This window comes from Nisaea acidiphila, assembly GCF_024662015.1.
GTDB lineage: Bacteria > Pseudomonadota > Alphaproteobacteria > Thalassobaculales > Thalassobaculaceae > Nisaea > Nisaea acidiphila.
In genome coordinates, this window is the sequence record NZ_CP102480.1 from 4,444,012 (window position 1) to 4,466,589 (window position 22,578).

Sequence of the window (22,578 nt, forward strand, 5' to 3'; positions counted from 1 at the left end):
ACGAGGAGGCGATCATGCGAACTTACATCCGTAACTCCGCACTCTATGCATTGTTAACCGCGCCCATGATTTTCGGATCCGGGCAGACGAATGCGCAAAACACTCAAGCCGGATTTGATTATCCGCATCCTGTGAAGAAAATCTGCACGGTCGGTGAAACGGAATTCAAGAATTCCTGGGCATCGATAACATTTCCGAAGGCAACCGGATGGGCGAGAGCGTTCGAATTCGCCAAGATCGTTGGCGGCCACAAATTCGGGCCGGTGTACGACAAAACCAGTGGGATGGTTTACGTATTTCCCGCCGACGGTCCCGGCTTCACCGACGCGGATGCCAATTCGGACTGCGACTTCTTTAACTGGAGTACGCAGATGTTCTATTGGCTGACGTCTCCGGTCACTGCCGTTGGCAGTTTTCCAACCGATCCGGTTCCGCCGACCAGTACGACCGACTACGTTTTCGCCAGCGAGTTCTTCTACACCTTGGATGAGGGATCGCTAAAGACGCAGAAAGGACCCCTTCACACCATCGGCGCCCGGACGGAAAAGAGCAACGGCACAGTGGACTCGATCGAGCAGGCCGGAGGTAGCGGCGTGCTGTTCTACAATCCCCCGAAATCGCTGCCTACGAATGACAATCCTCTTGTCTATTACAGTATCCACACGAACCGGCCCTATGGATACCAACGCGCAGCCGACCTGGCACCGGACCTGCTGGGCGCAGGCAATGTGCCGAAAAACTTCGTTCAATCGGAAAAAGAGATCTGCGATACGATCGGCTTCGCTTTCCTGAACGGGTATGCGGAAATTTTGGATCCCATCGCCACCGGTCTCTACGCTCTCTTTTGCCTCGGTGACGACAACCATGTCACCTCCGATACCGAAGCGCTTAAAGACCGGTTCTTGAAGAGCGTCAGCGATGTCGCCTCGCCGCCGAATTCGGCCGTCTCTGTCGAACAGGTCGAAACCGCTGTCGATTATCTCGCGATGTCGATGGAACTGAAGATGTCCTGGGTCGAAGCCGCGAGCCTTGAAAATCCGGAGGCCTATATTCGGCAGGAGGCCATCATTCCGACCTTCACGGCGCGCAACGATGGCGGATGGGCCCTCGTGCAGTCCGGAACCAAGACGGCCACGCTCGCCCTGGTCGGAATGCACGTGGTCGGCTCTGTGAAGGGGCATCCGGAAATGATCTGGGCCACTTTCGAGCACGCCAACAATACGCCGAATACCAATTATGTTTATTTGGACGAGGATGACGATGTGCGTCTGACGACGGATATCGGTTTTGGCTCATGGCTGTTTTCCGATAGCACCCCAACCGCCGCGAATATGGAATATGCGATCGGAGAGTCGGAGCAGGGCGGTCTGAAGATCGTATCCGCTCCGGGCGTGCGATCCGCAGACCTGACCAAGGCCTCGAACGTGAACCGGCTGAGCCCCTGGGGCACGCATATCGAAAACGCCTACGATCAGAAGGAAATCGCGAGCGCCGCGGAATCGAATTCTGAGGTTATCTCCGCCAATCTCGCGGCTATCGGCGCGTTGAACGGATACTACAAGAATAACGCGCAGGCTCCGTCGGATCCCCGGGTGAATTATATCCTCACAGGCGCCAGCTGGGGACACACCCAAGAGCCAGGAAAACTGAATACTAAGATTTTCCCGGACGGAACAAACCCGAACACCATCGTAGGGACGGCGGCAATGGCAAACACCACCATGGAGACTTTCACCCAGACTTTTAACGGCCGGATCAGTGAGAATGGTTGTTTCAGCTGTCACGGGACCTATGGCAGCTCCAACGCATTCGTCGTGAGTCATATCTTCGACAGTATCAATTCAGTCGAAAAATAGATCTTTCTCCGGTTCGGACTGCGGAGGCAGGGCGGAAAAGCGCCCTGCCTTTTCTTTTGGCGTGCGCCGGTCCTGGCGCACTCCCGGTCCTAGCGCACTCCAAGCAGGTAGAGCACCGCCGCAATGGTGCCGAAGGAGAGGAAGGTCGAGAGCAGCATCGCCGTTGCCGCGACCGGCGCGCCGGCTTCGTAGCGGTCGGCGAAGAGGAAGACGTTGATGCCGACCGGCAGGGCCGCGATCACCACGGCGACGTCGCGCCAGAGCGGCTGCATGTCGAAGACGTGGGTGGCGATGACGTAAGTCAGCGCGGGAAAGAGCAGCAGTTTCAGGACGCAGGCCGCCACGGCCTCCCGGATGGCACCCGCCATGCGGAACTTGGCGAGCGAGGCGCCCATGACGAAGACCGCGCTCGGCATGGCGGCTTGCCCGAGGAAGCCGGTGATGTCGGTCACCGGTTTCGGCACCGGGACGGAGCCCAGGTTGCAGAGCAGACCGGCGAGGAGGCCGATGATGATCGGGTTCGTCGCGAGGCTCTTCGCGATGGTGAGCGGGAGCGCGGAGATCGCGCCTTTCTGCCGCCGGCTGCTCTCGAGCAGGATCGTCGCCAAGCCGAAGAACTGCCAGGAATGGAAGGCGATGATCAGGAAGATAGGCAGCACTCCGGTTTCGCCGAAGGTATTCAGCACCAACGGCAGGCCGAGCATGGTGTTGCCGAAGGCGGCGCTCATCCCGGCCATGGAGGCATGGGCGAAATCGCGGCGGAACAGGAAGCGCGAGACCGCCATGGCGATCAGCCAGACGAGATAGGCCGCGCCGAAAAAGGAGATCAGGTAGTTCCACTCGATCGGGTCCGGCAGCGGATGGCGGACGATATTGTCGAACAGCAGCGACGGGACCGCGAAGGTGAAGACGAAGCCCGCCAGACCCTCGGCGACCTTGGGCGGCACGATCCCGGCGCGGGCGGAGAAAAAGGCAATGAACAGCGTGCCGAAGACCGGCAACACGATATCGAAAAGGATTTGCATTTACGGCCGATGGCGTAAGGGAAGCGGCGCTGGAAAAGCGCAGGGCCATTTATGATCGATTTTGTGCAGTGCAGCAATAAGATTGCTGCTCATACCGATTGGCGTCCCTCCCGAGCCGCGCCTATAGTTTCCAAAAAACATCGGATGGGAGGAAAATCATGGCCAGTCTGGAAATCAGTCCCGGCAACAATCTCCATTACGAATACGATGCGCCCGGGCAGAAGGGGCAGACCTTCGTTTTTGTGAACGCGCTGACCGGAAATACCGGCATGTGGCAGGTGGAGGAGATCGGGCCGGCGCTCAGGGCCGCCGGATACGGGACGCTCTGCTATAATTTCAGGGGGCAGGCCGAGAGCGCGTTCGTGCCCGGCATCGACCTCGGTCCGCTGACCATCGTCGAGGATCTGAAACGGGTCGTCGACGAGGTCGCGCCGCCGAACCCGATCCTCGTGGGGCTTTCCATCGGCGGACTGTTCGCCGCGCAGGCCTATCTCAAGGGCGCGGCGGCCGAGGGGCTGGTGCTGATCAACACTCTCCGCAAGCCGAACCTGAGGCTCGAATGGATCAATGCGGCCATGGTCCGGATGGCGGCGACCGGCGGCAGCCAGCTCATCATGGAGGCGAACCTGCCCATGCTGGTCAATCCCGAACAGCTCGCCAAAATGCGTCCGAACCTGCTGAAGGGACCATACCAGCCGATGAAAGAAGGCGAGGGTCTCTACGAGCTGATGAAAGGCTCGGTCTCGACGGACTGGGACTTTCCCTATGAGAAGCTCGATGTTCCCGTGCTGCTTATGACCGGAACCCATGACCGGGTCTTCCGCATCGAAGAGGATATCGCGGAGCTGGAGGCGCGGATCCCGTCGAGTTCGCACATCGTCTTCACCGATGCGGGCCATCTCATTCCGGCGGAGCGCCCGGCGCGGTTCGCGAAGGAACTCATGGCATTCGCCGCGACGCTCTAGCGTCCCTAACCGCGGCACCGATATTCGCCTCGTAACGCACGAGCGGGGGCTGGAGACCCTGGGCGACGAGATCGTGCCGCGACTCCTCTGTCGTTCCGGTGAGGTAAACCGCAACGCCTTTCCGCTCGGCCTTGTGCGCCAGAACCTCGATGGTGTTGGCGGCTGTCGAGTCGAGAAAGGGGACCGCGGAGAAATCGATCACCAGCGCGCGATACGTGTCGGCGATACGGTCGAGCACGGAGCCGATGGAGGCCGCCGCGCCGAAAAAGAACACGCCCGAGATCCGGTAGATCACGATGTCCGGATCGTTTTCCCGTTCTTCCTCGTATGGATGCCGCCCGCCCTCGGCGTCGTCCGCCGCGTCCTCCGCGACGAAAGGCCGGTCTGTCTCGATCGCCGTGGTCTTCGACATGCGGTGGATGAACAGCACCGAGCCGAGTGCGAAGCCGACGATGATCGCCTCGGTGAGGTCGCGGAAGATGGTCAGCAGGAAGGTCGCCAGCAGGACAGCGGCATCTCCGCGCGAGGCCCGGATCAGGTTCGCGAAAGCGTGTTTCTCGACCATGTTCCAGGCGACCAGCGCGAGCACGCCGGCGAGGCTGGCGAGCGGGATATAGCCCGCCAGCTGTGCCGCGAGCAGGACGAAACCGAGCAGGAACAGCGCATGCATCATGCCCGAGAGCGGCCCGTGGGCTCCGGCGCGGACATTGGTTGCCGTGCGCGCGATGGTGCCGGTCACGCAGATGCCGGAAAACAGTCCGGAGACGATATTCGCCGCGCCCTGGGCGACCAGTTCGCAGTTCGAGCGGTGCCGCCGGCCGGTCATGCCGTCCGCGACGACGGCGGAGAGCAGGGATTCGATGGAGCCGAGCAGGGCGAAGGCAACGGCATTGGGCAGAACGGCCTGGATCTTTGCCGCATCGATTTCCGGCAGCGACGGGAGTGGGATCGAGCTCGGGACTCCGCCGAACTTGGAGGCGATCGTCGCGACCGGCAGATCGAAGAACGTCGTCACGAGCGCGGTGCCGGCGACCGCGATCAGCATGCCGGGCCAGTTCGGCTTCCAGCGTTTCAGGCCCAGAATGACGAGGATCGTCGCGCCGGCGAGAAGCATGGTCGCCGGATCCGCGGTCGGCAGGTCGCTCCAGAGCGCGGGCAGTTTTTCCAGCAACGGGCCGGGTTCGGGCGCGGAAAGGGACAGGCCGAGCAGCTCCTTGATCTGGCTCGCGAAGATGATGACCGCGATGCCGGCGGTGAAGCCGACCGTGACCGGATAGGGGATGAACTTGATATAGGTCCCGAGCTGCAGGAACCCGATGGCCGCCAGCATCAGCCCCGAAAGCATCGTGGCCAGGATCAGCCCGTCCATGCCATGCGCCTGCACGGTCGCTGCGACCAGTACGATGAAGGCGCCCGCCGGGCCGCCGATCTGGAACCGGCTGCCGCCGAGCGCCGAGACCAGAAATCCGCCGAAGATCGCGGTATAGAGGCCCTGGGCCGGAGTGGCGCCGGAGGCGATGGCGATGGCCATGGAAAGCGGCAGGGCGACGATGGCGACGGTCAGCCCGGCCATGGCGTCGGCGCGCAGATTGGCGAGTCCGTAACCCTCGCGCAGAACCGTCACCAGCTTCGGCGTGAAGGCCTCGCGGAAAGACGGCCCGGTCTCGGCGGGCGAGGGGACGGTGCTGCTGGTCATGTACCGGATAGACCAGCACCGAATTCGAACGCTGGCCCCGACTGTTGAAGCGTAACCGATGAAAGCAAAAAAGGCCGGGACTGTCCCGGCCTTTTCGAAAGATATGTTGTCGCAGTCTAGAGCGCGTCGTCGCCTTCCTCGCCGGTGCGGATGCGCACCGCCTTGCCGACATCCAGTACGAAGATCTTGCCGTCGCCGATCTTGCCGGTCTTGGCCGCGGCGGCGATTGCCTCCACGGCGCGGTCGGCCAACTCGTCGCTGGTGACGACCTCGATCTTTACCTTCGGCACGAAATTCACCGTGTACTCGGCGCCGCGATAGATTTCACTATGGCCGCCCTGGCGGCCGTAACCCTTCACTTCGCCGGCCGTCATGCCGTGTACGCCGATCTCGTTGAGTGCCGAGCGCACTTCGTCGAGACGATGCGGTTTTACAACCGCGATGATCATTTTCATCTTCGCTCTCCTCAGGTCAGGTCATAGCCGCGCTCGCCGTGCGCGATGATATCGAGACCTTCGATTTCGCTTTCCTCGCTTACGCGCAGGCCGATTGTCCGCGCGATGATCTGGGCCAGGATCCAGGTGATCACACCTGACCAGACCGCGACGGCGACGATCCCGATCAACTGCACTTGGAGCTGATCCGAGATCGACACACCCTCGGCAAGACCGAGACCGCCGAAGGCCGGAGCGGCGAACACCGCGACCAGTATTGTGCCAATAATGCCTCCAACGCCGTGAACCGCAAAGACATCGAGTGAATCGTCGATCTTGATGCGGAACTTGATCCAGGTCGTGAAGTACTGGCAGACCACGCCGGAAACGATCCCGATGACGATCGCCCCCATCGGTCCGACGAAGCCGGATGCGGGTGTGATCGAGGCGAGACCGGCGACCATGCCGGTGACGATACCGATCACGCTCGGCTTGCCGAAGCGCAGATATTCGACGAAGGCCCAGACCAGCGAGGCGACGGCCGCCGAGATATGGGTGACGGTCATCGCCATGCCCGCATTGCCGTCGGCCGCGAGCGCAGAGCCCGCGTTGAAGCCGAACCAGCCGACCCAGAGCATGGCCGCGCCGGTCACCACCATGCCAGGGCTGTGCGGCGGACGGATCTCGTGCGGGAAGCCGCGGCGCGGGCCGAGGACGACGGAGAGAACGAGAGCGGAGACGCCTGCGGTTACGTGGACGACGATGCCGCCCGCGAAATCCATTACGCCCATATCCGCGAGCCATCCGCCGCCCCAGACCCAGTGGCAGGCCGGTGCGTAGACGAGAACCAGCCAGACCAGGCTGAAGGCGACCACCGCGCCGAAGCGGATACGCTCCGGATAGGCGCCGACGATGAGCGCCGGGGTGATGATCGCGAAGGTCATCTGGAACATGAAGAAGACGGTTTCCGGGATCGTTCCGGACATGCTTTCCGGGCCGACGCCGTCGAGGAAGACCTTGCCGAGGCCGCCGATCCAGGCCTGCTGCGCGCCGCCGTCATCAAAAGACAGACTGTAGACGACGACCAGCCATGCGATGGACGCGACGCAGGCGATCGCGAAACAATGCATCAGGACGGAAAGCACGTTCCGGGCACGGACCAGTCCGCCATAGAACAGCGCCAGACCCGGCAGGGTCATGAAGAGCACGAGCGCGGTCGCCGTCAGGATCCAGGCCGTATCCCCGCCGCTCAAAGCATCCTCCGCCCTGGCCTCGCCGATGCCGGACCCGAAGGCGACGGCAGCGGTGAAGCCGAAGGCGGCGCGCCTTCGAAAATGTGTCATGAAACTCTAGTCCCCCCTGAAACTTGTTCGTCTTCTGTCAGGTGCACCCTGCGCCCGATCGGGTCCAAGACTACGAGCGGCTGCCTAGCTCGCAAGCAGAAAGAGCCGTTGCTCATTTTTTCGGCACGAGAATTTCACGTCGTGGACGGCTGGATCGGTGAATTGTCTCGATACATTTGATGACGGCGGCCCAGCATCGCTGTTATAGGAAAGGCATGGAATGCGATCTCGTCATCTTCGATTGCGACGGCGTATTGGTCGACAGTGAGGCCATTGCCAATCGCTGTACCGCCGAGGCGATCACCGCGGCCGGCGTGCCGATCGAGGCTGAGGAGGCGCTGAAGCGGTTTCTCGGCGGCAAGCTGACCTTCATCCAGAAAGACGTCGAGGCGATGATCGGTCGGGAGCTCGGCGACGACTGGGTTCCGAACATCTATGCCAAGCAGTTCAGGCTCTACCGGAAAGAGCTGCGCGCGATTCCCGGTATCGACAGCGCGCTGAGCCGGATTTCCGACGCCGGATTGAAGATCTGCGTCGGAAGCAACGGCCCGGTCGAAAAGATGGACGTCACCCTCGGCGTGACCAATCTGAAGCGCCATTTCGGCGGGCGGATCTTCTCCGCCGACATGGTTGGGATTCCGAAACCGGAACCGGATCTCTACCTCTATTGCGCGGAACGCATGGGCGTCGCGCCCGAGCGGTGCGTCGTCGTGGAGGACAGCCCGGTCGGGGCGCGGGCCGGGATCGCAGCCGGGATGCGCGTCTTCGGCTATCACGCCGCGCACGGCCCGGACGGTCTTGCCGCGGTCGGGGTGCACAAGCTCTTCGACAATATGAGCGATCTGCCGGGCCTGCTCGGCATCGAGACCCCGGATATTCCCTCCCGCGAAGCCGGCTGAAGCTCCGGCTGTTCAGCCGCGTTCGAGCGGCCGGGTGAGGCAGGTCGGGCCGCCGCAGCCCTTCGCGGAAATCTCCGATCCGTCATAGGTATGGACCTCGACCCCGGCGGCTTCGAGCCGTTGCCGCGTCACCGGATTTCCCTCCAGCATCACCGCCACGCGCGGCGCGACCGCGAGGACGTTGCAGCCCATGCTGTCATATTCCTCGTCCGGAACCTCGACCAGCGAGATGCCGCGATCCTGCAGCCAGTTGCGGAAGAAGACCGGCATCATGCGGGAGTAGACCAAGGCGAGATCCGGCGCGATCGGGCTGATGAAGGACATCAGATGCAGTACGTCGCCCGGGCCGTTCCAATGCGGCAGCGGGACGGTCACGATCTCCTTTACCGCGTCGCCCAGCAACGATTTCAGCTGACGCACGCCCTCCGCATTGGTGCGGTAGCCGTCCGCGATGGCGATCATGTCGCCGTCGAGCCAGATCAGGTCGCCGCCTTCCACCATGCCGGTGCCGCCGATCTCTCCCAGAACGGGCGTGCCCGCTGCCTCGAGACCGGTCGCGAGCGCCGCCGGTTCCGGGCGCCGTGCCTCCTTGCCCATGCGGCAGAGCACGGCGCCCCGGTCGGAGACCACGGCGTTGTCGCGCACATAGATGGAATCGATCCCGACGGAGGAGTCTTCCGGGAGCCACTCGATCGTGCAGCCGAGGCTCTCCAGAATCTGCGCCAACCGGTCGGACTGGTCGCAGGCCAAGGGGAAGTCGGGCCGCCCGAGATAGTTCAGCGCCTGCCATTCCGCGTCGATTGTCGCCTGGTTTCGGAACGCGTCCCGGGCGTGTTTCATCAGGACGCGTTTGATCTGACCCGTTTCGTTTTGCATCTCTGTATTCCGGTCTGCTCTTGGCTGAGTGGCATTGCATTCCACACTTTGGTATGCAGGCTGCGGGCCGCATCGCCAAGGCCTTAACGAACGAAAACGCCGCCGGGAAATCAAATCGTGTCAATCGAGGTTCGGGAGCATGACGCTTTCGTGGAATTCGTCGGGAGCGGCGAACTCTCGGCCACCGAAATCATGTCGGTCTCGGCCGCTTTCCATTCGCGGACGCCGAAAAAACTGGCGCTCTGGAACCTCTTCGATGCGCAGATATCCTACTTCAAGGCCGAGTATTTTCTGCAGGTCGCCGAAAAAGGGGCGGAGCTCGCCCGGTTGCGGGGCGAGGGGGCGCGAAATGCCATCCTGGTCCGGAACGAGGACGAAGGCCTCTTGTTGCACGCATATGCCAGCACGGCGAGCGCGGTCTCTCCCGTCCTTCACCAAGTGTTTCTTGACCGGGACGACGCCGTCGCATGGCTGCGAGCCGGCAGTTAGCACTCCGGCGCAATTGTAAGCGCAGTTTCAATTTGATTGAGCTGGAATTTCTCCTGTGTTTCCGTACGGGAAATGACGGGAGGAAGGTTGTCGATGACTATCGAAATTCTCGAACGCGGGACGTTTGTGGAGTTCAGGGCTTTCGGCGCAACGACAAAAGAAGAGATCGTTCAGGTGTCGTGGGATTATCACAGGGAAACACCGAAGCGTCTTTGTGTCTGGGATTTCCGGCAGGCCAATGTGTCGGCACTCAAGGCGGAAAACTTCAAAACCCTTGAAGTCCAAGGCGCGGAAATCGCGTCATTCCGCGGTAACGGTGCGCGCAACGCGATTTTGCTGCGGGACACGACTGAAACCGTGCTGGCGAGCGCGTTCAGCGGAATGACGAACGCCGTTTCCAAAGTCGAGAATGAAGTATTTCTCGACCGGGACGAAGCGATCGCCTGGCTGACGGACGCGTCAGGCTAGACGATCTGCTTGCCTTTCCAGGCCGCTCCGGGCCACGCCGCCGGGGCGCAGCGCGCATATTGCGCCGGATAGGCGACGGTTTCGCCGAGTTCTTGCGCGGCATGCCAGGCCCAGCGCGGGTCGTCCATCACACCGCGGGCCAGCGCGACCATATCGGCTTCCCCGCTGGCGACGATGTTTTCCGCCTGCTGCGCGGACACGATCATGCCGACCGCCATGGTCGCGATGCCGGCTTCTTTCTTGATCTTCTCAGCCAGGAAGACCTGATAACCGGGCTTGACGTCAATCTTCTGGCGCGGGTCGAGCCCGCCGGTGGTCACGTCGATGAAATCGCAGCCCAGTGCCTTAAGTTCCTTCGCGTAGACGACCGCTTCGTCCGCTGTGAACCCGCCATCGACCCAGTCGGTCGCGGAGAATCGCACGGCGAAAGGCTTGTCCTCGGGCCACACCGCACGGCAGGCTTCGAAGACCTCAAGCGGGAAGCGCAGACGATTTGCGAGGCTGCCGCCATATCCGTCGGTTCGCTGATTGCTGAGCGGCGAGACAAACTGGTGCAGTAGATAGCCGTGTCCGCCATGCAGTTCGGCGAGGTCGAAACCGATCCGGTCCGAGCGCTTCGTCGTCTCGACGAACTCAGCCTTCACCTGCGCGAGTCCGGCATCGTCGAGCATGCGCGGGGCCGCCCAGTCGGCATAACCGAGGCCGGACGGTCCGACCGTTTCCCAGCCGCCATCCGCGATCGCGATCGGCTTACCGCCCTTGCCGGGAGGTTGCGTCGAGCCCTTGCGGCCGGAATGGGCGATCTGGATGCCGAGCTTCGCCGTGCCATGTGTCTTGCAGAAATCAACGAAGCGCTTGATCGCCGTTTCGTGTTCGGCGGTATAGAGGCCGAGGCAGTTCGGGGAGATCCGGCCGACCGCCGAGACCGCGGTCGCTTCCGTGATCAGCAGGTTACCGGCGCCCATCGAAAGCGTGCCGTAATGCATCAGATGCCAGTCGTTCGCGGTGCCGTTCTCTGCCTGGTACTGGCACATCGCGGAGACCGCGATCCGGTCGTCGAGGGTGAGTCCGCGGAAACTGATCGGGGAAAAAAGATGACTGCTCATTCGCCTCTGTCCTACGTTTCTGCCCTTAAGATTATTGGCCGCATATCGCTATGCCGACACGATAAAGATAACGGCTTCGCACGCCCGGGGGAGGGGTGAATGACGAAGATATCCAATGCTGAAATGGAGCGGATTGCCCGCGAGGAAGTGCCCGCTGTCGGCCAGTACGGGGTGAGGTTCGATGAAATCGGCGACGGTACGGCCCGGGCCGTTCTTCCGTACCAGGAAGATTTTCTCCGGCCAGGCGGGACTGTGAGCGGTCCGGTGATGATGGGACTGGCCGACGTTGTGGTCTATGCCTGCGTGCTGTCGCGGATCGGGATCGTGAAGCTCGCGGTCACGACAAGCCTCAACGCCAATTTTCTCCGCCGGCCCAAGCCGGCGGACCTCATCGCCGAAGGCCGCCTGCTGAAATGCGGAAAACGCCTGGCCTATGGCGAGGTGACGCTGTTCAGCGCCGGGGAAGAGGACGACCCGGTCTGCCACGTCACGGCGACCTATTCCATCCCTCCGGAAGAGCAGAGATGAGCCGGGATGAAATCATCCGGCTGTCCGAGGGCGGGCTTCATGCCGAACTCTGGCCTGCTGGCGGCGGTCGTGTGACCGCCTTCTACAGCGTCGAAGGCGGTGAGCGGTTCGATTGGATGGTGCCGGCCCCGCAGAGCGATATCGCGAGGGGCGCTACCGGTTCATGGGGGAGTTTCCCGCTCGTTCCGTTTTCCAACCGCATCCGTGACGCCCGTTTTGAATGGGACGGAGAAATCCATCATATCGAGGCCACGGAGAAGGGGGCGCCGAATGCGATTCATGGGCACGGCAGATCCCTTGCCTGGACCGTCGAGCGGGCGTCGGAACGGTCCGTCTCGATGTCCTACCGCTATGTTCCGGGAGACTGGCCATTTGCCTATCGGGCCGAACAAGAGGTCTCCCTCGAGGGCGGCGTGTTTTCCATCGAACTGCGGCTGACAAACGAGAGCGAAAAGCCGATGCCCGCAGGGCTCGGGCACCATCCTTATTTTCCCTGGCGTGGGGGGCCGGTTCTGAAAGCCGATTTTGGCAGTTATTGGCCCGCCGTGGACGGTGTTCTGCCGGCCGGACCGTTACCGGTGCCAGACGCATATGAGTTCCGCGAGGGCAGGCCGCTGCCGCGTGGTCTGGATACCGGGTTCTCGGGGGTCGAGGGGGCGTTTGCGCTTACCTGGCCGGAGTGCCGCACGACGCTCGACGTAAGCGTGGCAGGAGGGCTCGGACATGTCATTCTCTTCTCGCCCGATGGCCGCGATTTCTTTTGTGCCGAGCCGGTTACCCATTCGATCGACGCGGTCAATCTTGCGGCCGGAGGCGTCCCCGAAACAGGCCTGCGCCGTTTGGAGGCGGGCGCGTCGATGACCGTCGAGATCATGCTCCGCCCGACAGTTTTCTAGCGGTGCGACGTTCTTCTGTGGGGCCGCGCATGCGGATATGGAAAAACGCGAATCAGATTTGCCGTGAGTGTCGCGTTGGGCGGAAAGTGCCTTGAGGTGCAAGTGATCGATGTCATAAATTTCACGAAAAACGCTCTAAACCAATCAGTTAAAGCACCCTTCTTAGGTCGGGTTGTGATCCGCTGAAATCTTGGCGGATCTTATCGGCGCTCGCCTTCAAGCGGGCGATTGCCGCTTCACGCGACCATTTGGGACCGCAGCCCGTCGAAGATCGGCAATTTCTTCGACTTTGCATGCAAGTCGTCCGTCGAGGCACCGGAAAGGGTTGGGGAATCCTGCCGGTGCCTCACGGAGTGGGCCGCCGACTCCGAGCCAGAGCTTTTTTCAATGTGCTTCGAAGGTCGGCAACCCCGAAGGGCTTCTTGATCAGGTCCGCATTGAAATCGGCCACCGCGCTCAAGGCGCGAGCGCCGTCGGCGAAGCCCGATACGAAGACGATCGGATAATCCAGTTGCAGATCGCGGCAACGCTTCGCAACGTCAAATCCATCAACGGCGGAGCCAAGATTGATGTCGCAGATCATGGCATCGAAAGAGGAACCGTCGTTCTCCAGACGTTCGAGGGCATCGCGCGTTGTCGCGACGGCGCTAACCTCGTAGCCGTCGTCAACGAGGCAGTCCTCGATGAAGGCGCGGATGCCGGGTTGATCCTCGACGATCAAGATTCTGGTTTGCCGATCGGATGCTCTTTCTTCACTCGCTGGATCGCTGACTTCCGCCTGTCGCGCCGTGCTTTCGGGGAGATAAAGTGTGAGACGGGTGCCGCGTCCTGGCGCTGTGTGGAGGACGGCGTCTCCGCCATGCTGCAACGCGAAGTTCCGGACCATGTAGAGCCCGAGGCCGGTTCCGCCGCACTCCCTCTTGGTCGTGAAGAATGCATTGAATGCGTGGTTGGCGACGTCCGGTGCCATGCCCGGCCCGGCGTCTGCGACGGAGATTTTGACGTAGCGGGCGGGCGGCAATGTGTCCGGCGGTTCCCCTGTCCCGGCGCGGGAGAGCGAAATTGTGATCGGGCCGCCGTCCGGCATGGCCTGTTTTGCATTTATGATTTGGTTCAATAGCGCGGTTTCAAGGCCATTCTTATCGATTTCGCAGACCAGCGGAGCGGAGGAAACATCAAGGGTCAGCGTGTAACCGTCCCTGAGACCCGAGCGAGCCAATGCCGCGAAGCCTTCGATCGCCCGGTTCATCGATACCGGTTTCGGGGCCGGGGGACTGTTCTGGGAAAAGTTCAGCAGCCGCTGGGTTAGGGATTGTCCTGAGTGGACCGCCTGTCGGATCCGGTCGAGCGGAGGCTCGAAGCCAAGCCGTGCGGCTCCCCTGATTTCCATGATATCGAGGTTTCCGGCGATCGCTCCGAGGATATTGTTGAAATCATGTGTCAAACCGCCGGCAAGGGCGGCGGTGGCTTCGAGCTTTTCGGCTTCGATCGCCCGGTTCCGGAGGTTCTTCAGCTCGGTGATGTCCTGAACCGTCCCGCGCGTATAACTCAGTGTTCCGTCTGGATCGAATTCATGCTCGCCATGTTCGAGTACGATCCGATGCGTTCCGTCCGGATGCAGCACACGATACTCGACCTGGTAAGTGCGCCGATTGGCGATCGATAGCCCGCGCAATCTGAGGTAGCTCTCGTGATCACCGGGATGAAGCAATTTCATCCATTTGGAAATGGAGATAGGCTGCTCGCTCTTGTTCTGTCCGAAGATTGCGTAGACCTCGTCCGACCACACAAGCGCACGTGTTTTCTGGTCGACCTCCCACGTTCCGATCCCAGCAATCCGCTTGGCAAGGGAGAGCCGCATTTCCGACTCTCGCAGGCGAATCTCACTTTCCTTGCGCTCTGTGATGTCATGGATGAAGCCGAACTTCTGTCCATCTGGTGTCAGTCGAGGAAGCGCCTCGTCGTGCAGCCAGATCGTCCGCCCATCCGGAGCGGTAAAGCGGTATTCTATCGTGACCCGGGCGCCTTGATCGACGCGCCGTGTCCGATCGAGGAAGGCGGCGCGGTCGTCGGGGTGAATGCACTCGAAATAGTCGGAGGCGTTTTGGGGCGGATTGGCAGGATCCCATCCTAGGAGCGTGAAGAGCTCATCCGACCAGAAAAGCACGTCCGATACCGGGTCCCAGGTCCAGTAGGCGACGTTGCCGATCCGCTGCGCCTCTCGGAGCCGCAGCGCCATCAGATCGGCTTCTTTCTTCGCCTCCACCAGGTCGCTGATGTCGACGCCGACAAAGCCGATTTGGGCGAGGGATCCGGCATTGTCCCTGACCGCGAATTTCGTCCCGTAGATGGATCGCTCGCCTGGATTGGAGGTGGACGTCAGGACCTGGGTTGCCGTTCGTCCGGACGAAAGAATTCGTTGGTCATGTTTCTGTACGCGTTCGTACATTTCGGGTGGCCAGATCTCCTCGGATCGTTTCCCGATCAATTCGTCTGGCGACGTTTCCAGCACATCGGCGAAGAAGCGATTGATTTTTCGCCATCTCCCATCGACCGACTTCAAACCGATCATGACCGGCGCGTAGTCGAAGATCGCTTCGAGTTCCAGTCTCCGGTCTTCCAGTTCGTGCGCATTGGTCATGTGCGCTGTCATGTCGAAGATGAGAACGAGGGACGATGCCTCATCGAACTTGCCGACGGTGAAGGTGAAGAAGCGCGGAGTGGGGGATGCCGATACCAGTTCGAGCTCGACCGAGGCCGGCTCCTGCCAGTCCGGCGCGCTTTCAATCGCCGAGAAAAGAGCGTCAGCGCTCGGCGAGCCGGGGGGGCAGAACAATGGCTGGTCCTGTATTCTGCCTTTGCCTGACAGTGCATCTCGCTCTGACAGTAGCTCGGCTGCAAGGCTGTTCGCGGCGATGAGCGATCCGTCGCGCGCGCAGATCAGGGCAGGAACCGGGAGGTGCGAAACGAATTTCTGATGCGCTGAAATTCTTGATTGGAGCGAAATGTCCGGGGGGAGTGTGTTCATTTGCCTTTATGTGCCCGCCCAGGTCGTGAGGTTCCGCACCGGCTGAGTGAGTGTCGGTAGCTGCCGGCGCTAAATGAGTGAGAGTTCGCGGGCAATCCGGGCCGCGTCGGTTCGGTTTTTTGCTCTCAGTGTGCGCAGGATATTGGACATGTGTTCTTTTACGGTCGGCTCTGAGATGCTCAGCTGGTTTGCAATTTCTTTGTTCAGGAATCCGACCGCTGCAAGACGAAGCACTTCAGTTTGTCGCGGCGAAATCATTCCTTGAATTCTCTCCGGGCCAGACTGCCGGCGGGAATCGGATGGTAGCCGGATGTCGCACTCCAGAGCGGCGAAGTCTCTCGGAAAGTGCGCCCCGTCCCGTTCGATCGAATGGAGACACTCGACCACGGCCCGCGCTCCGAAGCTCTTCGGAATATACCCGTCGACGCCGAGCGTACGCGCCGCCTGCAGGTCCGAATTGGTCATTTCACCGGAGAAGATAACGACACTGGAATTCGGAAAAATCTCTATCGTGCGTCGTGTTCCCTCTAACCCGCTGCATCCCGGCATGCGCCAGTCGACAAGCAGGGCCTCCGGTTCACCATGCAGGTCCCGGGCACGCCACATATCTTCGAAATTCGCCGCTTGGTAGATTGTGAGACAGGGATTGGATGCTTCAAGGTAATCCGCGAGCGTTTCCCTGACCACGGTATGATCGTCTGCAATCAAGAGTGATTTAAACATCTACGCATACGGACATATGTTTGCCAGCCTCTTTAGACGTCGAAATTACTCGGGAACGAAAGTGATCGAGCGGAACTCAGAACTGTCAGGGCCTGAATTTTTATTTTATGCAAAAACAGAAAAGCCATCAACGCATTGGGTGGGACGCCGGCAACGGAGACGCGAACCGATCTCCGGCACTCAATTAAGCCATGAGGAAATCATTGGTATGTGTGATTTTTCGGGAAATGGGCTTTCGTTCTGAATTCAGGGGGATATTGGCGCGGTATTATAATACCGTAATTATAAAGCTATTGAAATCACACGGTTTATAGCGCTTGACTTAAACTCAACGATGTCTATTTTACGCCAGCTCGCCGCCGGGGCCTTGGTTTCGTGCGGCACTTGGATTTCGCAGCATCACTGGATGGTAAGAGAGATGCGTACCTACTCGGCAAAACCGAGCGAGATCGAGAAGAAGTGGTGGATCGTCGACGCCGAGGGCGTCGTGCTCGGCCGACTCGCAACCGTTCTCGCCAATTATCTGCGCGGCAAGCACAAGCCGACCTTCACCCCGAACATGGATTGCGGCGATAACATCGTCGTCATCAATGCCGACAAGGTGAAGCTGACCGGCAACAAGCTGACCGACAAGACCTTCTACTGGCACACCGGCTATCCGGGCGGCATCAAGTCCCGCACCATGGACAAGATCCTGGGCGGCAAGCATCCGGAGCGGGTCATCGAGAAGGCCGTGCAGCGCATGATCAACCGTGGCCCGCTCGGCCGCAAGCAGATGGGCAACCTGCGCATCTATGCCGGCACCGAGCATCCGCATGAGGCGCAGCAGCCCGAAGTGCTGGATGTCGCCGCGATGAACCCGAAGAACAAGAGGTAACCCATGTCCGTTGAGACCGAAGCGACCAACGAAGGCGCTGGCATGGAAGCGCTCGAGGCCCTGAAAGAGGGTGCGGAAGCCGCTGCGCCGGCGGAGCCGAAGCTGGACCAGTTCGGCCGCGCCTACGCCACCGGCAAGCGCAAGAACGCCATCGCCCGTGTCTGGATCAAGCCGGGCAGCGGCAAGATCACCGTGAACGGCCGTGATGACAGTGTCTATTTCGCTCGTCCGGTGCTGCGCATGATGATCAATCAGCCGTTCGGCATCACCGACCGGAAGGATCAGTTCGACGTCTACGCGACCGTCACCGGCGGTGGCCTTTCCGGCCAGGCCGGAGCGGTGCGTCACGGTATTTCCAAGGCGCTGACCTACTTCGAACCGGGCCTGCGTCCGGCCTTGAAGAAGGAAGGCTTCCTGACCCGTGATCCGCGTGTGGTCGAGCGTAAGAAATACGGTAAGGCCAAGGCGCGCCGGAGCTTCCAGTTCTCCAAGCGTTAATCGAAGATACGTAAGTAAAATCAATAAATTAAGCGGTGTCTCCTGTAAATGGAGGCACCGCTTTCGTATGTCAAAAGTCTCGGCCAGTGATCTTGCGAGTTTGGACATCAATAAATAATGTCACTGTTTTCGGTAGACAAATCGAAGCGTAAGACTACGTGCTATGTCGCAAACTTGCCGGGCTGTCTCTGAATTGCCGCGTCCAGAAAGTCGATGAACCGTCTTACCTTTGCTGGCACAAATCCCGCAGAGTGATACAGAACGTGTATCGGATAAGCGTCCAATTGGTAATCAGTCAATATGGCCTTGAGGCGCCCATCGGAAATCCCGTCTTTGAATGCCCACAGCGGGCCAACGTGAAGGCCGCAACCATTCTCGACTAGAGAGCGCACCGCGGAGACACTGTTAACAGTAAACCGCCCCGAGACATCAACCTCCTCTCGTCCGCAGGGGCCTTCAAACGTTACTGGTGCGTCTGCTTGCCGTCTCGCATAGAAGACAAACTCGTGATTGCGCAAATCGGCCGGGCGCGCGGGTATGCCTCGGTCTTCAAAGTATGATGTTGCGCCAACAAGAACGCGGGGTACCTCGCCAAGCCTGCGGCAAATCAGGCTTGAGTCGGGTAGTTTGCCAATTCGGACTGCGACGTCGATGCTTTGTTGAGCGATTTGTTCAAACTCACTTCCGAGCAGCATCTCAACGTCGAGGGCAGGGAATACACTAATCAGATCATGCAACACAGGAGCGATGAACAACGAGCCAAAATCCAGAGGTGCTGCGACCCGCAACAAACCGCTTGGCAATTCCATTTGGCCCGAAACTTTAGCTTCGAGCGCGAGCTGCTCGTCGGCCAGCCGCCGCATCCCATCATAATACTGTAGCCCGGCCTCTGTTGGCACCGAACGACGGGTGGAACGCGTCAGAAGTTTGACCCCCAAGCGACTTTCAAGGCTGGCGAGGCGTCGGCTGATCGCAGACGGATCGGTCCCCAGCTGTTCCGCTGCCGCGCGGAGACTGCCAGCTTCAACGACGCGAAGAAATGTGGTCTCGGATTGATCCATATATAACGTGTGTTTTTCACAATAATGAGATGTAAATCTTATATCTACATGATTTCAAGTCATGTGAATAGCTTCTGGTCGTCTGTTAACTCATTCGAAGGAGCACACAATGTCTGAGACGAACAACAAGGACTTGAGCGGGAAGGTCGCCCTCATTACCGGCGCGGCGCGCAATATGGGCAGGGCGTTTGCCGTTGCCCTCGCAAGCCGTGGTGCCAGCATCGTTGTGCACTATCATTCCGACGCATCCGTGACTGATGCCGAGGAGACGGCTCGGTTAGTCAAGGACGCAGGGGGGCAAACCTTGTTGGTGCAGGGCGATCTTGCTGTTCCGGCAAATGCCGAGAGTATTTTTGCGAATGCCAAAAGCGCGTTCGGGCGGATCGATATCGTGATCAACAATGCCGGTTTGGTTATCAAGAAACCGATCATGGAATGCAGCGAGGAGGACTTCGACCGCAGTTTCGGAATCAATGCAAAAGCGGCGTTCTTCGTCATGCAACAAGCCGCCCGTTGTATTGAAGACGGTGGACGAGTCATCAGCATGGGGACGTCGCTACTTGGCGCATTCACGCCTATGTACGGCGTCTACGCGGGATCGAAAGCCCCACTTGAGGATTTCTCACGCGCGCTCGCAAAGGAAATCGGTGGCCGCGGTGTCACGGTCAACACGGTCGCACCCGGCCCCATCGACACACCGTTTTTTCATGGTGAGGAGAATGAACAGTCAGTTGCATACCTGAAGGCGGCAAGTGTGACCGGACGCCTTGGTGAGATCGAAGACATCGTGCCGACGATCAATTTCCTCACCGCCGCTGAAAGCCAATGGATCACGGGTCAAACGATATTTGTGAACGGCGGTTTTGTTACAAGGTAGGTCATAGATCGGATGCCGCGGGGCTCAAGATATCGGGGCATCCGATTCTCCCCACAGAAAAGCAAAGGTGAGAAAACATGCACTCTATAATGGTTGTTAGTTGCGGTCTGCTTTTACTCTTGGCGTTCCTCGGCATTGGAAAACTCCTCGGATCGCGCGACCGCACCTCTCAAGCCTTTGCCTCCAAGGCGTTTATTCCGGTGTGGTTGGTAGCATCATTGGTCAATATGTGGGTCGGTGTGACACAAGCCGGTTTCACAGTGATTCAGGAACTTCCATTTCTCGCGATCGTATTCGGTGTTCCAGCGGCCGCTGCCACGTTTGCTATTCGCTATCTCTCGCGGAACTGAGGGTCGAGCGCACGGTCAACGACACCTTGATCGAGGATCGACTTGCCATCTTGCTCGACCGGTTGCTAGCGGGCGTACTTGTTGATTGGGATATCGCGACACTCTAACCGAACTGATTGAACGCCTCTCAGTGTTCTGGATGAGCTTCTATCTCGTGTTTGTTGGTTCACCTACCCTGCATCCGGTCTAGTTCGTTGGCGCTAATTCGTGGTGCTCGGACGGAGGTGTCGCCGTCGACAATTTTCTGCGCGGGGTGACGATACACACTTGGTCAAGGATCGCCTCGAAATAGGTAGGAGAATCTGTGGGAAACTAACTTTGGGCCGATGAGAACTCCTCTTTCTCGGCAACATAGTAGCAGCCAATACATGGCTGATTGGCATCGAGGCGCCAGAAGCTGCCCTGGTTGTATCCGGCGTTTTCTACGATCTCGCTGCATGCTGCTTGGTGAAGAGCAGTACTGCCGGTGCTTGAGTCATGTGCCAGGTCCAGAAACTCCATGATACGGCGCAGGTCACCCGCGTCCTTGGTTGGGGGCGGGTTGGTGGTTTCGTCTGCTTTGTATTTTGCTTGTAAAGGTCAAGAAGTTGCTTCTGTTTCGCGGGTTGACGGAAAAGAGCTTTCTTGATGACAGCGCTGCAGAAGGCCACTCGGAACCCGATGAAGTCATTGCTATCTGGGTTAGATTGTCGCGCATAAGTAAACAAAGCGTCGGGTGAACCGACATACACCGGTCGGTGCCACGCATGACGGGGAGAGGGCGAATGTCGAAGCTACGTACGGCACTGGTCGTCGGATTGATCGGCGAGGGGATCGGAGCGTCCCGGACGCCGGCCATGCACGAGGCGGAAGGTGCGGCGCAGGGACTCGACTACGAGTATAAGCTGATCGACACCGCCGGAATGGTAGATGTCGACCTCGGAGTATTGCTCCTGGAGCTGAACGACGAGGGTTTCCGAGGCATCAACGTCACGCATCCGTTCAAGCAAAAGGTCCTCGCACATGTCGCCGAGCGCGCCGACGAGGTTGCGCTTGTCGGGGCGAGCAACACGGTCCTGTTTACCGAACGCGGTCCCCGGGCGCACAACACGGACTATCTCGGCTTCCTGCATGCGTTCCGCCATGAGCTTGCCACAGCCCCGAGAAAGCGTGTCCTGCTGCTCGGGGCCGGAGGGGCCGGGCGTGCGGTCGGTCTTGCGCTCGCCGAAGCGGGCGTGGGCACGCTATTTATTCGCGACAACAACGTGGACGCCGCGGAGCGGCTGGCCGCCGACATCCGGGAGAACTTTCCGTGGACCGTCGCTGAGCCTGTCGATGCCGCCGGGCTCGCGGGATTGGTACCCGACGGTATCGTGAACGCGACCCCGGTCGGGATGGTGAGCCATCCCGGGATGCCTGTCGCGCGCGACCTTCTCGAGCCGCGGCCATGGGTGGCGGACATCGTCTATTTTCCGCTTGAGACGGAGCTGCTTCGCACGGCGCGGGAACGCGGCTGCGCGACCATGTCGGGACGCGGCATGGCGGTGATGCAGGCGGCCAAGGCCTTCGAGATCTTCAGCGGCAAGCAAGCCGACGCGGGCCGCATGGCAGAGACCTTCGACAGTTTCGATGCCAAGGGAGATCGCCGGTGAATATTTTCCTGACCGGGGCCAGCGGATTTATCGGAGGGTCCGTCGCCTCCCACCTGATCGGTGCTGGCCACAAGGTGCGCGGTCTGGTGCGGACGCGGGAGCGCGCCGAGGCCGTGACACGTTTCGGTATCGAGCCGGTGCTCGGTAGCCTAGAAGACGCTACCTTGCTCGCCGCCGAGACAAAGCAGGCGGATGCGGTGATCAATGCCGCAAGCGCGGATCACCGCGCCGCCGCCGAGACGATGCTCGACGCCATGGCCGGCAGCGGGAGGCTGTTCCTGCATACCAGCGGTTCGAGTATCGTCGGCCGGAGGGACGAGGGGCGCTACTCGGACGCGATCTTCGACGAGGATACTCCGATCGATCCGTCGCCCGCCCGCGCCGCCCGCGTCGCGCTCAACCGCGATATCCTCGCTGCGGCGTCACGGGAGATTCGTGCCGTGATCATCGCCCCCAGCCTGATCTACGGTCGTGGTCTCGGCGTCAATCCCGACAGCATGCAGGTCCCCTGGCTGATCGAGGTCGCGCGGCGGACAGGCGCCGCGCGGCATATCGGGCCGGGCGAGAATGTCTGGTCGAACGTGCATATCGACGATCTGGTGACGCTGTATGGATTGGTGCTCGAGCGCGCGCCGGCGGGCGCGTTCTATTACGCCGAGAACGGGGAGAATTCGATGCGGGAGGTCTGCGAGGCGATCGGCCGCATGCTCGGACAAAGCGGCGGGCCCGAGGAAATGAGCATCGAAGAAGCGGCCGGCCACTGGGGCGAGGGGCCGGCGAACGACACGATGGCCTCGAACAGCCGCGTGCGGGCGCGTCGGGCCCGTGCGGAACTCGGATGGGCGCCTTCGGCCCGCGGACTGATCGAGGAAATCGAACGCGGCTGCTACGCCGGCAGGTGATCCGCCTGTCAGATAAGGCAATGCTTGGCGAAGTCGGCCGCCGCGCGGGG

Annotated in this window: 21 protein-coding genes; 12 read left to right on the top strand and 9 right to left on the bottom strand. The window is 60.5% G+C overall.

Annotation, left to right across the window (positions count from 1 at the left end; all coding sequences use genetic code 11):
* Nucleotides 1–14 precede the first annotated feature (14 nt).
* Nucleotides 15–1,856 (top strand): hypothetical protein, encoded by a 1,842-nt coding sequence (locus NUH88_RS20795; RefSeq protein ID WP_257768686.1) that lies wholly within the window; start codon nt 15–17, stop codon nt 1,854–1,856.
* A gap of 89 nt (nt 1,857–1,945) precedes the next feature.
* Here NUH88_RS20795 and NUH88_RS20800 read toward each other — a convergent pair whose 3' ends face one another.
* On the bottom strand, nt 1,946–2,881 hold the full coding sequence (locus tag NUH88_RS20800) for an AEC family transporter (protein ID WP_257768687.1): 936 nt from the start codon (nt 2,879–2,881) through the stop codon (nt 1,946–1,948).
* A gap of 158 nt (nt 2,882–3,039) precedes the next feature.
* Here NUH88_RS20800 and NUH88_RS20805 point away from each other — a divergent pair, with 158 nt between their 5' ends.
* The gene (locus NUH88_RS20805; protein WP_257768688.1) at nt 3,040–3,846 is read left to right on the top strand and encodes an alpha/beta fold hydrolase; all 807 of its coding nucleotides are present in this window, start codon (nt 3,040–3,042) and stop codon (nt 3,844–3,846) included.
* Here NUH88_RS20805 and NUH88_RS20810 read toward each other — a convergent pair.
* The 3 genes from NUH88_RS20810 to NUH88_RS20820 all read right to left on the bottom strand — a co-directional run bounded on the left by NUH88_RS20810 (nt 3,821) and on the right by NUH88_RS20820 (nt 7,319).
* Nucleotides 3,821–5,542 (bottom strand): SulP family inorganic anion transporter, encoded by a 1,722-nt coding sequence (locus NUH88_RS20810; protein WP_257768689.1) that lies wholly within the window; start codon nt 5,540–5,542, stop codon nt 3,821–3,823. The genes NUH88_RS20805 and NUH88_RS20810 overlap by 26 nt on opposite strands.
* A 116-nt stretch (nt 5,543–5,658) precedes the next feature.
* Nucleotides 5,659–5,997 carry a P-II family nitrogen regulator gene (locus tag NUH88_RS20815; protein ID WP_257768690.1) on the bottom strand — a complete coding sequence of 113 codons (339 nt, stop codon included), beginning with the start codon at nt 5,995–5,997 and terminating at the stop codon, nt 5,659–5,661.
* A gap of 11 nt (nt 5,998–6,008) precedes the next feature.
* Complete coding sequence (locus NUH88_RS20820; RefSeq protein ID WP_257768691.1) at nt 6,009–7,319, bottom strand: ammonium transporter; 1,311 nt, start codon at nt 7,317–7,319, stop codon at nt 6,009–6,011.
* Between the two features lie 215 nt (nt 7,320–7,534).
* Here NUH88_RS20820 and NUH88_RS20825 point away from each other — a divergent pair, with 215 nt between their 5' ends.
* A complete protein-coding gene (locus NUH88_RS20825) occupies nt 7,535–8,218 on the top strand; it encodes an HAD family hydrolase (RefSeq protein WP_257768693.1) in 684 nt (227 codons plus the stop codon).
* A 12-nt stretch (nt 8,219–8,230) separates the two neighbouring features.
* On the opposite strand, the gene NUH88_RS20830 is transcribed toward NUH88_RS20825, so the two are convergent.
* On the bottom strand, nt 8,231–9,094 hold the full coding sequence (locus tag NUH88_RS20830) for a dimethylarginine dimethylaminohydrolase family protein (protein ID WP_257768694.1): 864 nt from the start codon (nt 9,092–9,094) through the stop codon (nt 8,231–8,233).
* 117 nt (nt 9,095–9,211) lie between these two features.
* Between NUH88_RS20830 and NUH88_RS20835 the strand changes: the two genes are divergently transcribed.
* Both NUH88_RS20835 and NUH88_RS20840 read left to right on the top strand, forming a co-directional pair.
* On the top strand, nt 9,212–9,583 hold the full coding sequence (locus tag NUH88_RS20835) for a hypothetical protein (RefSeq protein ID WP_257768695.1): 372 nt from the start codon (nt 9,212–9,214) through the stop codon (nt 9,581–9,583).
* A 93-nt stretch (nt 9,584–9,676) separates the two neighbouring features.
* A complete protein-coding gene (locus tag NUH88_RS20840) occupies nt 9,677–10,051 on the top strand; it encodes a hypothetical protein (protein ID WP_257768696.1) in 375 nt (124 codons plus the stop codon).
* Here the strand turns inward: NUH88_RS20840 and NUH88_RS20845 are convergent.
* Complete coding sequence (locus NUH88_RS20845) at nt 10,048–11,157, bottom strand: NADH:flavin oxidoreductase/NADH oxidase (protein ID WP_257768697.1); 1,110 nt, start codon at nt 11,155–11,157, stop codon at nt 10,048–10,050. The two genes, NUH88_RS20840 and NUH88_RS20845, sit on opposite strands and share 4 nt — an antisense overlap.
* A gap of 99 nt (nt 11,158–11,256) precedes the next feature.
* Between NUH88_RS20845 and NUH88_RS20850 the strand changes: the two genes are divergently transcribed.
* Together NUH88_RS20850 and NUH88_RS20855 are read left to right on the top strand one after the other, a co-directional pair.
* Entirely contained in the window at nt 11,257–11,685 is a 429-nt protein-coding gene (locus NUH88_RS20850) for a PaaI family thioesterase (protein ID WP_257768698.1), read from the top strand.
* Complete coding sequence (locus tag NUH88_RS20855) at nt 11,682–12,581, top strand: aldose 1-epimerase (RefSeq protein ID WP_257768699.1); 900 nt, start codon at nt 11,682–11,684, stop codon at nt 12,579–12,581. The genes NUH88_RS20850 and NUH88_RS20855 overlap by 4 nt, the downstream gene beginning before the upstream one ends.
* Before the next feature lie 346 nt (nt 12,582–12,927).
* On the opposite strand, the gene NUH88_RS20860 is transcribed toward NUH88_RS20855, so the two are convergent.
* Together NUH88_RS20860 and NUH88_RS20865 are read right to left on the bottom strand one after the other, a co-directional pair.
* Entirely contained in the window at nt 12,928–15,417 is a 2,490-nt protein-coding gene (locus NUH88_RS20860; protein WP_257768700.1) for a PAS domain-containing protein, read from the bottom strand.
* Between the two features lie 261 nt (nt 15,418–15,678).
* Nucleotides 15,679–16,332 (bottom strand): response regulator transcription factor, encoded by a 654-nt coding sequence (locus tag NUH88_RS20865; protein WP_257768701.1) that lies wholly within the window; start codon nt 16,330–16,332, stop codon nt 15,679–15,681.
* A gap of 418 nt (nt 16,333–16,750) precedes the next feature.
* On the opposite strand from NUH88_RS20865, the gene rplM reads away from it, so the two are divergent.
* Both rplM and rpsI read left to right on the top strand, forming a co-directional pair.
* Nucleotides 16,751–17,209 (top strand): 50S ribosomal protein L13, encoded by a 459-nt coding sequence (gene rplM / locus NUH88_RS20870; RefSeq protein ID WP_257768702.1) that lies wholly within the window; start codon nt 16,751–16,753, stop codon nt 17,207–17,209.
* A gap of 42 nt (nt 17,210–17,251) precedes the next feature.
* The gene (gene rpsI / locus NUH88_RS20875; RefSeq protein WP_257772282.1) at nt 17,252–17,707 is read left to right on the top strand and encodes a 30S ribosomal protein S9; all 456 of its coding nucleotides are present in this window, start codon (nt 17,252–17,254) and stop codon (nt 17,705–17,707) included.
* Nucleotides 17,708–17,868: 161 nt separating this feature from the next.
* On the opposite strand, the gene NUH88_RS20880 is transcribed toward rpsI, so the two are convergent.
* The gene (locus tag NUH88_RS20880) at nt 17,869–18,768 is read right to left on the bottom strand and encodes a LysR family transcriptional regulator (RefSeq protein ID WP_257768703.1); all 900 of its coding nucleotides are present in this window, start codon (nt 18,766–18,768) and stop codon (nt 17,869–17,871) included.
* A 109-nt stretch (nt 18,769–18,877) separates the two neighbouring features.
* Between NUH88_RS20880 and NUH88_RS20885 the strand changes: the two genes are divergently transcribed.
* From NUH88_RS20885 to NUH88_RS20895, 3 genes are all read left to right on the top strand, one after another.
* Nucleotides 18,878–19,645 (top strand): SDR family oxidoreductase, encoded by a 768-nt coding sequence (locus NUH88_RS20885; protein WP_257768704.1) that lies wholly within the window; start codon nt 18,878–18,880, stop codon nt 19,643–19,645.
* A gap of 1,114 nt (nt 19,646–20,759) precedes the next feature.
* Nucleotides 20,760–21,626 (top strand): shikimate dehydrogenase, encoded by an 867-nt coding sequence (locus tag NUH88_RS20890; protein WP_257768706.1) that lies wholly within the window; start codon nt 20,760–20,762, stop codon nt 21,624–21,626.
* A complete protein-coding gene (locus NUH88_RS20895; RefSeq protein WP_257768708.1) occupies nt 21,623–22,528 on the top strand; it encodes an NAD-dependent epimerase/dehydratase family protein in 906 nt (301 codons plus the stop codon). The genes NUH88_RS20890 and NUH88_RS20895 overlap by 4 nt, the downstream gene beginning before the upstream one ends.
* Nucleotides 22,529–22,578 lie beyond the last annotated feature (50 nt).